The following is an 11,339-nucleotide window of genomic DNA, read 5'->3' on the forward strand; positions in this document are numbered from 1 at the left end:
GCCAAGGCCACGGCCGACGGCGTGCGCGAGCCGCTGAACCGTCGCGCCACGATCGACATCAACTTCTAGGACGAGCGGGACCGCGTTTCGGCGCGGTCCCGGCCCGGACAGTCTGATATTGAAGAATCGCCGGTCGCTCACGCGGCCGGCGATTTTTCAATGTGATTTCAGTCAACGCGCCAACACCGCTCTCGAATTTCGCGTGGTGGGAGAGGCTCCGGCGTCACAAATCCGCCGCTGACATGACGGATTCGACAAGTTCTGCGAGAGGGGGCGTCGCGAGCCTTGCCATGCGGCGTCTGCGGCCTCTAGGAAGATGAACCGCCGTGCTGAGCTCAGGAATTTACAGGTTTGCTCGCCAGTCTCGATCCTGATTATCCCGAGGTCCCGGCCTCAGAGAGCACGGTCGTCGACGCCCTCGGGTTGGCCGGCCGTCGTTTCCTGATCGTCACGGCGCCGTTCGGGCCCTTCGGTCGCGTCCTGGCCGAGACCCTGCGGGCGCGCGGCGCCGAGGTGTCGCGGATGCTGCTCAACGCGGGGGACCTGCTGTACTGGCGCGGGCCCGGCGGGATCACCTTCAAGGGCGAGGCGACGGCATGGCCCGCCGCCCTGGACGCCATGGCGCCGGACTATACGGACATCGTCGTCTTCGGAGAGGGCGGGGCCTACAACCAGGCCGTGCTGCGCGACGTCGAACGGTTCTCGGCCACGGTCTGGGTGCTGGAGAACGGCTATTTCCGTCCGGACTGGGTGACGCTGGAGAAGAACGGCGTCAACGCCTCGTCCAACCTGCCGCGAACCCGTGTCGCCTATGAGCCGCCGACGCCCGAGATTCCGGTGACCCGCGCCGTCGGCAAGATCCTGCCCCACCACGTGCTGAACATCAGCCTGTATCACCTGATCCAGCTGCCGGGCCGGTGGCTGTTTCCGCGCTACAAGGCCCCCTACACCGTCGCGCCCTGGCTTCAGTGTGCCGGCCATATCCGCCGCTATATCGGCCTGGCTTTCCAGAGGGGCGATGCCTGCGACCCCGTCGCCATTCGCCGCAAGGGCCCGTTCTTCATCGCCTGCCTGCAACGCGAGGGCGACGCCCAGTTGCTGCGCTATTCGCATTTCGCGGACAACACGGCCTTCCTGGCCGAGGTCATGACCAGCTTCGCCGCCCACGCGCCCCGGGATGCCCGGCTGATCGTCAAGAACCATCCGCTGGATCCCGGCCTGGTCGATCTGGGCCGGATCACCTATCGGCTGGCGGTGGACCGGGGGCTGGAGAGCCGGGTCGACTTCATCGACGGCGGCAACCTGGCCCAGCTGTGCCGCGCGTCGCTGGGTATGGTGGTCAACAACTCCAGCGCCGCCCTGTCGGCCCTGGGCTTCCATACGCCGGTCAAGGTGCTGGGCGAGGCCTTCTTCGACTTCGACGGCCTGACGGACCAGCAGCCGCTGGACGGCTTCTGGGCCCGGCCCGCCACGCCGGATTCGGACCTGTTCCACCGCTTCCGCGCCCATGTGATCGCGCGCAGCCAGCTGAACGGCAACTACCACGAACCGCGTGCCCTGGGCCCGACCGCCCAGGCCATCGCCGACGCCTTCCAGGGCCGCAAGCGCCGCTGACGCGGGCGATCCGTCGCATGATGTATCCGAAGGGCCGGTGCGGACGTATCTGATTGCAGACGCTGTCCTTTGCTTTTCGGAGCCTCGCCATGTCCCTTCGATCCGTTCTCATCGCCACAGCCATCGCCGCCGCGGCGGCCTGTTCCCCCGCTGCCCCGCCCGCCTCGGCCCAGGCGTCGGGGCCTGACAGCGGCCGGCGCGAGGTCGCGGTCTTCGCCGGCGGCTGCTTCTGGTCAACCGAGGCGAATTTCGAGCGCATACCGGGCGTGGTCTCGGCCGTGTCGGGCTTTGCCGGCGGGAGGGTCGCCAATCCGACCTATGATCAGGTGGTGCGAGGCGGCACGGGCCATCTGGAGGCGGTCCAGGTCACCTTCGACCCCGCCCGGATCAGCTATCGCCAACTGGTCGACCGCTTCTGGCGCACCATCGACCCGACCGATCCCGACGGACAGTTCTGCGACCAGGGCGCGACCTATGCCACGGCCGTCTTCGCGACGCCCGCCCAGAAGCCCGCCGCCCTGGCCTCGCGCCAGGCGGCCGTCGCCGTGATCGGCGCGCGTCGCTTCGTCACACCTGTCCGCGACACGGCCCGCTTCTGGCCCGCCGAGGCCTACCATCAGGATTTCGCCCGCCTGAATCCGGTCCGTTACGGTGGTTACACCCGCTTCTGCGGTCGCGCCGACCGTCTGAGGCAGGTCTGGGGGGCGTGACCTGACCCGTCCGCGCGGGTCCGTTCATCACGCGATTCCCGGACCTGAAGCCGCGCGACGGCGCGCCAGCTCGTTCATGCTCAAGTCGCGCGACCGCGCGTTGGCCTAATCTGGGCTCAAGTCGCGCGACTGCGCGGTAGTCCCCTCGGGCTCAAGTAGCGCGACGCGCGGTAGCCCCACAAAGGGTGTGGCCCACGGGTCACCCTGTGGCCTTGTCATATCAGTGTCACATCACTGTCGTCGCTCGTTCCAATACCAGACGTAGACGGGGCGGGATTTCGACCGGCTGCCTCCTTTTCGCCGGGCATGGGCATTGGCCCGCATCTTTCTGGGGATACAGAAACCATGATGAACCGCAAACGCGTGTTCTGGGCGACGACCGCCCTCTTTACCGGCCTGCTCGCCGCCGGCGCCGCTTCTGCCCAATCCACCGCGACGGAAGCGACCGAAGTCGAGACCGTCGTTGTCACCGGCCAGCGTGGCCAGCGCACCATCGACGGCGCCATCGCCGCCGAGACGGTCGCCAAGAACCGCTCGACCATCACCCAGGAGTTCATCTCCACCCAGCCCGCCGGTCAGACGATCCTGCAGTCGCTGAACCTGACGCCGGGCCTGAACTTCACCAACAACGACCCCTACGGCTCGTCGGGCGGCAACATCCGTCTGCACGGCCTGGACGGCAACCGCGTCTCGCTGACCTTCGACGGCATTCCGTTGAACGACACCGGCAACTACGCGACCTTCACCAACCAGCAGCTCGACCCCGAGCTGATCGAGCGCGCCACGGTCAACACCGGCACGACCGACGTCGACAGCCCGACGGCCTCGGCCATCGGCGGCACGATCAACTACACCACCCTGCGCACCACGCCCGACATGGGCGGCTTCATCCAGGGTTCGCTCGGAGACTTCGACTACAAGCGCATTATCGGCGTGATCCAGACCGGCGAGATCGGCCCCTGGGGCACTTCGGCCTGGTTCGCCGCCTCGTACCAGAACTACGACAAGTTCAAGGGTATCGGCGAACTTGAGAAGCAACAGTACAACTTCAAGATCTACCAACCCCTGGGCGACAACGGCGATTTCGTCGCCTTGTCCGGCCACTACAATCAGAACCGCAACAACGCGTTCACCGGGCCGAACCTGCGCACCGCGACGGGCTCGTTGCCGGATCAGATCGTCGATCCGACCAACCCGTTCGGCTACAATGTCGACTTCAACCGCACCTATTCGCCGATCACGACGACGGCGGCCCCTGCGGGACAAACCGGTGACGTCGATGTCGATCCGGCTGCGAACAGCAACTACTGGGGCATTCGGATCAACCCCTCGAACACGGGCAACATCCGCGGTCAGTCGAAGATCCATCTGATGGACAACCTGATCTTCACCTTCGACCCGTCGTTCCAGTATGTGCTGGCTAACGGCGGTGGCCAGAACGGCACCTTCTCGGAGCGTGACGCCCTGCTGCGCGGCACGACCGGCGCTTCGGCCCCGACCATCGGCATCGATCTGAACGGTGACGGCGACACGCTGGACACCGTCCGGGTCATGACGCCGTCGAACACCAACACCCACCGCTATGGCGTCAACACCTCGCTGATCTTCGACCTGAACGACGATCATCAGTTCCGCGGCGCCTACACCCTGGATTGGGGTCGCCACCGTCAGACCGGCGAGTGGGCCGGAATCAACTTCTCGAACCCGAACGCGCCCGAGTTCCTCGACATCTTCGGCGGCCGGAACGAGGAAAACCTGCGCATCGTCAACCGTGACGGCTACTTCCTTCGCGCCCGCGATCGTAAATCGATCGCCGAGCTGAACCAGTTCGCCTTCGAGTATCGCGGCTTCTTCCTGGATCAGTCGCTGCGCCTGAACCTGGGCGTTCGCGCACCCTTCTTCACGCGCGAGCTGAACCAGTACTGCTTCTCGCAGAACGCCTCGTCCAACGTGCGTTGTACGTCGGAAACCCCGAACGCGACCCTGGCCAGCGGCAACGTCACCTTCGCCTCGACCGGTACGACCCAGTACATCCGTCCGTACTCGACCGAAAAGAAGTATGACAAGGTTCTGCCGAACATCGGGGCCTTCTACCGCTTCGGCGAAGGTCACTCGGTCTACGGTTCGTACTCGCAGAACCTGTCGGCTCCCCGCACGGACAGCCTCTACACCGTCCTGCGCCTGCCGAACAACACGGTGACCAACCCCAACGTGGCCCCGGAAACCTCGGAAACCTACGACGCCGGCTACCGCTACAGCGCCGGTACCCTGGTGGCTTCGGTCTCGGGCTTCTACACCAACTACGAGAATCGCATCGTCAACACGTTTGACGAAGACCTGGGCTATTTCGTCGACCGCAACGTCGGCGACGTGATCATCAAGGGCATCGACGCGTCCTTGGGCTGGTCGCCGATCGAGCCGCTGACCCTCTACGCCTCGGCCTCGTTCAACGACTCCGAACTCCAGAGCGACTTCCGCGTCAACGCGACCACTATCGCTGCGACGAAGGGCAAGGAACTGGTGGAAACGCCGGACATGACCTACGGCCTGCGCGTGTCGTACGAGTTCAACGACGTCTTCTCGGCCGGTATTCAGGCCAAGTATGTCGGTGAGCGTTGGATCACCGACGTCAACGACCTCAAGGACGACAGCTACACGACCGCCGACATCGACGCTCGCTTCGACTTCGCGACGTTCGGCTTCGAGGGCACCTATCTGCAGTTCAACGTGACCAACGTCACCGACGAACAATACTACGGCTCGCTGGGCACCACGACTTCGGCGACGCCGGGCGCACCGGGCTTCGCCCGCCCGTTCGCCCAGGTCGGCTCCCCGCGCACGGCCATGGCCAGCCTGCGCATCGCCTTCTAAGGCCACGCTTCAGGATACAAACTGCGAAAGGGGCCGCGAGCGATCGCGGCCCCTTTTTGCTGTCTCCACCGACCTGTCAGTTTCAGGTCGGCTCGACATGGGCTCATGCAGCCTGCGTCGGCCCGGCGCATGACACACCGGGCCACCCTGATCCGGTTCAGGGTATAGGATTAAATTCTCTTCAGGCGCTTGCGCACGCTACTTGCCACACCCACATCGGCTGACAGGTCTTTGAAATGTGTCGGTCGAGAGGCTCGTCGCGACGGGGGTGACAGCCGCCAGATCTGGCGGTGGTCCACGACGGTTCCGGAACAAGTCCTTGTTTCCATTGAACCGGCCGTGGCGGTTTGGCGCTTTGGCGGTCTGTTTTCGCTACGCCACCGCCAACGCGCGGTGGGCGACCATGGTCGGCTTCAACCCGATCGGAAGGATCGAAAGGTCAGGCCGCGCCGACCTCGGCGTCGTCGGGCTGGGGCAGGGGACGCAGGTCCTCGACGGGCGAGATATAATCGGCCATGGCGTCGAACTCGCTCAGGAAGTGGGCACGCAGGTCGTCGGTCTCCATGATGACCTCGTGCTTGGCCCCCGGTACCTCGACGTATCGACCCCGGCCGAGGCGTTTGGCCGCCCATTTGTTGGTCTGTTTCCAGACCCGGTCATCCTCGCTCGCCTGAACGAAGGTGGTCGGAATCTTGACGGCTTTCAATGCCTTGGGCTTGAGCGCCCGCTCGCCGGCGTCCAGCGCAAACGCAAGCCAGCCCCAGGTCGGGCCACCGACGGCCAGATGCGGACAGGCGTACAACTGCTGGCGCCACAGCTCGTAACGGCCCTCGTCCGAGGTCAGGGCGTCCTTCTCGAAGGTGTGGTCGAACGGATCATCGGCGTCGTCGAGCACGAACTCGCCGGCCTTGCCGTGACGCAGGTTCCAGCGCACGGCCAGCTTGACCGACCACATCGACCGCTTGCCGGTCTTGATGCGCAGCATCGGCCCGACCAGGACGGCGCCGGAGAACCGGTTCTCGCCGTTCTCGAGGGTCAGCAGGTTCAACGCCGCCCCCATCGAGTGCCCGACCATGATCCAGGGCTTGGGCGCACGGGTCTCAAAGGCGTTCAGCAGCCGGTCGTAGTCATCCAGGAACTCCTCGACTGCGCGGGCATGGCCCTTCAGCCGGTCGGGCAGCAGCCGTGCCGACAGTCCCTGTCCGCGCCAGTCGTGGGCCAGGACGCAGAAGCCGCGTGCGAGGAAATTGCCGATGACCTCGAAATATTTCTCGATCGGTTCGGTGCGACCGGGCGACAGGATGACCGTGCCGCGCGGCTTCTTGGCCACCATCGTTGACGGCGTCCAGAAGGCGGCGCGCAGCCGCAGACCCCCGGCGCCCCGGAACCAGTCTCCCTGTCCGCCCGGAGGCGAGGAGGCGCCCGGAACCCCCATCAGGGGTGCCTGGGCGGCAAAGGCTTGGGCTCGGTTCACTCAGGCTTCCTGAACTTCAAGGTCATGCGGTCGCTTTCGCCGATCGCATCGTATTTGCTGCGGTCGAACGTCGGGTCGGGCACCTGGCCCTGCGGCGCCGTCAGACGCTGGGGCGGCAGGGTTTCGACGCCGAACGGATGATCCTTGGTATCCGTTGCATTCGCGTTGATTTCCGAGGAGGCGACGAAAATAAAGCCCGCCTCGGCGGCCAGCTGGCGCACGAAGGCCTCCTGGACATAGCCGTTCGCCGCGGACGGATCCTGATCCTCGTCGGGGGCCAGCCGGTGCTGCTCGATGCCCAGCACGCCGGCGGGTCGCAGGGCCTCGAAGGCGTCGGAAAAGGCTTTCTCGGCAATGCCCGCCGCCATCCAGGCGTGGATGTTGCGCATGAACAGGACCAGGTCCGCCGACCCGGCCGGAGCGACCGCGCCCGTGGTCGGCCCGAACGCCGAGAATTTGACCTCGCCATACAGTTTCGGGTCGGCCGTGAACCGCTGTTCGTAATTGGCCATCAGCGCCGCCTGGGCCGGATCGGCACCCGGTCCGGTCGGGAAGCCCGCCGCATAGTAGGTGCCCTCACCCCGCGACAGATAGGGGGCCAGGATCTCGGTGTACCAGCCGCTGCCGGGCCAGAAATCCACCACCGTCATCCGGGGCTGAAGCCCGAAGAAGCGCAGGGTCTCCATGGGGTGCCGCGCCGGATCACGGACCCGGTCTGCGGCGCGCCACGGCCCCTGGATGGCCCATTCCAGCGTGCCTTCGGGCGGCCCGGCGGGTGTGTCCGGGGCCTTGGTCTCGGTGGGTTCGGGCTTGCGATCACAGGCGCTGGGCAGGACCAGCGTCGCCGCCGCCATCATCAGCATGGATCGCCGCGAGGGCGTCGTCCGCGAGGTTGGCGCGCGCTGTCGCATAGAGGTCTCCCACCCAACCGTGCTGCCCCACGGTCGCCCAAGGGTGAGGGCTTAACGGGGTTCTATCGTGCGGTCAAAAGAGGCCGATCAGCCCGGTTTGCGGAAGCGCAGCGTCATCCGGTCCGCCTCGCCGATCGCATCGTATTCAGCGCGCTGTTCCGGGGTCAGGGCCCCCGTTCCGTCGCGGTTGGCCGAGCGACGGGCGGGCGGCAAGGTCCAGACGCCGAAGGGGTGGTCGCGGTCGTCCTTCGCATTGGCGTTCAGCTCGCTGCGCGCCTCCAGCACGAACCCGGCGTCCTGGGCGGCATGGATCACATAGCTTTCGGGCACATAGCCGGTGGAGGCGACCGTCGCGACATTGATGCCGTCCACGCTGCGCTGTTCCTCGATGGCCAGGATGCCGCCGGGCTTCAGCGCCTTGAAGAAGGCCGCCAGATAGGGCTCGGTGCGGCCGTCACGGGCCCAGTTGTGCAGGGCGCGAGCCACGATGACGATGTCGGCCGTGCCGTCGGCGACCCCCATCCCCTCGAGCGGCTTGGCCACACCGACATAGGTTCCGCCGGTCGCGGCGGCATAGGGCTGCAGGATGTTGCGCCACCAGCCGGCCGCGCCGGGCTCGATCTCGACGATGGTTGTGCCGGGGTTCAGACCCCAGAAGGTCAGGGTCTCGAACGGGCGGCGCTGGCCGTCGCGGGCGACGTCGGCGGCGGGACGGGTATCCGAGCCGATCGCCGATTGCAGGGCCTCGTCTTCCTGGAGCACCGGCGGCGTCATGGCCGCGCGGCGCGCCACCCGCTGGGCCGGGGTCTCGCCCAGGGTCGGCAGGTCGATCCGGGTCGCCTGCTGGGCGGCGGCCGGAACCGCCGCCAGCAGGGCGCATGAAATCAGGACGGGGGCGATCAGGCGCATGGAACTCTCCGACGGGGGTTGCGCCCAGATAGCCCGGTCATGGCGGCGAAGGAAAGGCGGCGAAACGTCCTGACCTGACCTGACCTGACCTCTTGCGCGCCGAAAACCGCTTCCCACATCGTCAATCGAAGGTGCCACTCGCGGGCCTTCCAGAGCGCCGGGGCCCATCAGGGACCGGAACTTTGATTACCCACCGCCGGCCCGGGCACAAAACGCGGGACGGCTCCATCTTGCTGATGATCAGGAGATCGACATGCGTACCATCGACTTCACCCCCCTCTATCGTTCGGCCGTCGGCTTCGACCGTCTGGCGGGCCTTCTGGAAAGCGCCGCGCGCACCAGCCAGGAGAACGGCTGGCCGCCCTACAACATCGAGACGACGGGCGAGAACGCCTATCGGATCGAAATCGCCGTCGCCGGCTTCAAGCCCGACGAGCTGTCGCTCGAGGTCAAGGAAAACCTGCTGACCGTCACCGGCAAGAAGGCTGCCAATGACGACGCCACCGCCGCACAGAAGACCTATCTGCACCGCGGCCTGGCCGAGCGTGACTTCGAGCGCCGGTTCCAGCTGGCCGACTATGTCGTCGTCACCGACGCGAACCTGGACAACGGCCTGCTGTCCATCAGCCTGAAGCGTGAACTGCCCGAGGCGCTCAAGCCTCGCCGCATCGAGATCGGTACCGGCGCGGCCCGTCTGATCGAGGGCGAAGCCGCCGCCGCATAAGGCGGCGACCGGCCTCAACCCGCCCGAACGGGCGATAGGCCAAAAGACCGGCCTCAAGCAGCGCGAACGCGCGGTAGGCCAAATGGAGGAGAGGGGCGGCGCGGTGCGCCGCCCCTTTTCTATGCCGCGATCCTCGGGGCGGGCAGGCCCAGGGCGTGATCGGTGTGCGCATCGGAGAAGGTGGCCTCCATCACCGTCGCCCCGGTGAAATCGGCTCCCGCGAGGTCGGCGCCGTCCAGATTGGCACGCGTCAGGTCGGTTCCATGAAGGCTTGCATAGCGCAGGCGCGCGCCCTTGAGGACCGAAGGCATCGACCGGGTCGGACCGAGAGGCAGGGGCCCCAGCTGCGCACCGCCCAGGTTGGCCTTGTTGAGGATGGCACCGGACATCCGCGCCCCCCGCAGGTCGGCGCCCCGTAGATCCGCCCCGCGCAGGTCGGCGTTCTCCAGATTGGCCCCCTGAAGGAACATCTTGCGCAGGTCGAAGCCGACCAGACAGGCCCCCTTGGCGCTGAGCGCGGGCAGCTTGAGACCGGTCAGGCGATCGCCGAGGGGACGCAGATCCTCGCCGTCAAAACAGGCCGGCGCCCCCAGTTCTCCACCGCTCTCGGCCCAGGCGTTGGCATCCAGCGCCATCTCCATCAGGGTCTCGGCCCGATCGATGGCCGCTGCGCTCGGCGCGCGCAGACTGCCGGTCATGTCGGTCCTGTCCAGGCGGGCGCTTTCCATGACTACGCCCGACAGGTCGGCCCCGATCAGCCGCGCACCGGCCAGGTTGGCACCGCCGACCTCGGCACCTTCGAGCATGGCCCCCGACAGGTCGGCGTCCTTGAGGTTGGCACCGGTCAGCCGGGCCCCCTTCATCGAACAGTCGGTGAAGTCTGCCTTGAAGGCACTGACGCCGTCGAAGCGGGAGCCGTCGAGGGTCGCGCCGGCGAACCGGGCCCCGTCGGCCAGGCCCGGTCTCTGTTCGTGTTTCATCTCCGCCAGCCCCTTGGTGGCGTGGGGGATGGCGATGACACCTTCGCGGAAGTCCGCCTGGGTCAGATCGGCCTGGCTGAGGTTGGCCCCCTGAAGGCAGGTCCCCCGGATGTCGGCGCGCCGCAGACAGGCCCCGGAAAGGTCCGCACCCCGCAGGTCGCAGCCGAACAGGATCGCCCGTTCCAGCCGCGCCCCCGACATCCTGACCCCCTCCAGCGAGGACCCGGTAAAGTCGGCGTCATCGAGCAGGCGACCGGCCAGGTCCAGCCCGGTCAGATCGACGAATTTCAGCGACAGGCGGCGGCCGCCCGACTTGCCCTCGACGAAGCGGACGTGGGCCGCCACGAACAGATCCAGGTCGCCCTGACCCAGCTTGCGTCGCACCACGCTCATGCGGCCTTCTCCTCGATATCCAGACCCTTGACGCCGGTCAGGGTCGCTCCGTCGAAATCGGTATGTCGCGTCTGGGCACCGTGCAGGATGGCGCGCGTCAGGTCGGCCTTCGCCAGGCAGGCCCGTCGCAGATCGGCCCCGCCCAGGTCAGTGCCCCGCAGCGTCGCACCGGTCAGATCGGCGGCCAGCAACCGGTCCGGGCCGATCATCAGCGGGCCCAACTGGGCCTCGCGCATATCGGCGCCGGACAGTTTGGCGCCGGTCAGACGGGCACCCCGCAGGTCGGCCCGTCGCAGATGGGTCTGCCGCAGGTCGGCACCTTCCAGGCGGGCCCCCTGAAGCTGCACCCCCTCCATGTCGAGGCCGTAGAAGACGGCGCGGCGGGCCGACAGGGCGGTCAGGTTGAGACCCGTGATGGAACGCAGCGGCCGCAGGTCGACGTCGTCGAACACCGAGGGCTGGCCCTTGGCTCCGCCGGTCTCGCACCAGGTCGCATGGTCGTGCAGCATGTCCGCTGCGGGCAGGTCGGCGACCCGTGATCCCGAGGACCGGTCGTCGGTCAGCGCGCCGTCGAGATTGGCCCCGTCGGTCCGCCACATAGAGGCGGTGACGCCCACCAGGACCGCATCGCGCAGGTCGGCACCCGACAGGTCGGCACCCGACAGGTCGGCACCGGCCAGGTCTGCGCCCCGGAAACAGGCCTGTTTCAGATTGGCCCGGACCAGTTTGCAGTCCTTCATGATGGCGTCGGAA

Annotated in this window: 9 protein-coding genes; 4 read left to right on the top strand and 5 right to left on the bottom strand. The window is 67.0% G+C overall.

Annotated elements, in window-relative coordinates; translation table 11 throughout:
• Window positions 1-351 precede the first annotated feature (351 nt).
• The 3 genes from JHC99_RS13815 to JHC99_RS13825 all read left to right on the top strand — a co-directional run bounded on the left by JHC99_RS13815 (window position 352) and on the right by JHC99_RS13825 (window position 5,195).
• A complete protein-coding gene (locus JHC99_RS13815; RefSeq protein ID WP_292154971.1) occupies window positions 352-1,614 on the top strand; it encodes a capsular biosynthesis protein in 1,263 nt (420 codons plus the stop codon).
• An 89-nt stretch (window positions 1,615-1,703) separates the two neighbouring features.
• The gene (gene msrA, locus JHC99_RS13820) at window positions 1,704-2,324 is read left to right on the top strand and encodes a peptide-methionine (S)-S-oxide reductase MsrA (protein WP_292154972.1); all 621 of its coding nucleotides are present in this window, start codon (window positions 1,704-1,706) and stop codon (window positions 2,322-2,324) included.
• A gap of 348 nt (window positions 2,325-2,672) precedes the next feature.
• On the top strand, window positions 2,673-5,195 hold the full coding sequence (locus tag JHC99_RS13825) for a TonB-dependent receptor (RefSeq protein WP_292154973.1): 2,523 nt from the start codon (window positions 2,673-2,675) through the stop codon (window positions 5,193-5,195).
• A 439-nt stretch (window positions 5,196-5,634) separates the two neighbouring features.
• On the opposite strand, the gene JHC99_RS13830 is transcribed toward JHC99_RS13825, so the two are convergent.
• The 3 genes from JHC99_RS13830 to JHC99_RS13840 form a co-directional block, all read right to left on the bottom strand.
• Window positions 5,635-6,669, bottom strand: a complete 1,035-nt coding sequence (locus tag JHC99_RS13830) for an alpha/beta hydrolase (RefSeq protein WP_292154974.1) — start codon at window positions 6,667-6,669, stop codon at window positions 5,635-5,637.
• Window positions 6,666-7,532 carry a methyltransferase gene (locus JHC99_RS13835; protein ID WP_292154975.1) on the bottom strand — a complete coding sequence of 289 codons (867 nt, stop codon included), beginning with the start codon at window positions 7,530-7,532 and terminating at the stop codon, window positions 6,666-6,668. The genes JHC99_RS13830 and JHC99_RS13835 overlap by 4 nt, the downstream gene beginning before the upstream one ends.
• A 135-nt stretch (window positions 7,533-7,667) precedes the next feature.
• A complete protein-coding gene (locus JHC99_RS13840) occupies window positions 7,668-8,489 on the bottom strand; it encodes a methyltransferase (RefSeq protein ID WP_292154976.1) in 822 nt (273 codons plus the stop codon).
• 253 nt (window positions 8,490-8,742) lie between these two features.
• Between JHC99_RS13840 and JHC99_RS13845 the strand changes: the two genes are divergently transcribed.
• On the top strand, window positions 8,743-9,213 hold the full coding sequence (locus tag JHC99_RS13845) for an Hsp20 family protein (RefSeq protein WP_292154977.1): 471 nt from the start codon (window positions 8,743-8,745) through the stop codon (window positions 9,211-9,213).
• 119 nt (window positions 9,214-9,332) lie between these two features.
• Here the strand turns inward: JHC99_RS13845 and JHC99_RS13850 are convergent, their stop codons facing one another.
• Window positions 9,333-10,586, bottom strand: coding sequence for a pentapeptide repeat-containing protein (locus tag JHC99_RS13850; RefSeq protein WP_292154978.1), 1,254 nt, complete (start codon window positions 10,584-10,586; stop codon window positions 9,333-9,335).
• A partial coding sequence (locus tag JHC99_RS13855; protein WP_292154979.1) for a pentapeptide repeat-containing protein occupies window positions 10,583-11,339 on the bottom strand: 757 nt, incomplete at its 5' end. The genes JHC99_RS13850 and JHC99_RS13855, both read right to left, overlap by 4 nt.

The organism is Brevundimonas sp. (genome assembly GCF_016463485.1).
Classification (GTDB): Bacteria; Pseudomonadota; Alphaproteobacteria; order Caulobacterales; family Caulobacteraceae; genus Brevundimonas.

Bases quoted from the DNA above. Each gene is read 5' to 3' on its own strand.
- msrA (WP_292154972.1), top strand. From the start codon at position 1,704: ATGTCCCTTCGATCCGTTCTCATCGCCACAGCCATCGCCGCCGCGGCG.
- JHC99_RS13825 (WP_292154973.1), top strand. From the start codon at position 2,673: ATGAACCGCAAACGCGTGTTCTGGGCGACGACCGCCCTCTTTACCGGC.
- JHC99_RS13835 (WP_292154975.1), bottom strand. From the start codon at position 7,532: ATGCTGATGATGGCGGCGGCGACGCTGGTCCTGCCCAGCGCCTGTGAT.
- JHC99_RS13840 (WP_292154976.1), bottom strand. From the start codon at position 8,489: ATGCGCCTGATCGCCCCCGTCCTGATTTCATGCGCCCTGCTGGCGGCG.
- JHC99_RS13845 (WP_292154977.1), top strand. From the start codon at position 8,743: ATGCGTACCATCGACTTCACCCCCCTCTATCGTTCGGCCGTCGGCTTC.
- JHC99_RS13850 (WP_292154978.1), bottom strand. From the start codon at position 10,586: ATGAGCGTGGTGCGACGCAAGCTGGGTCAGGGCGACCTGGATCTGTTC.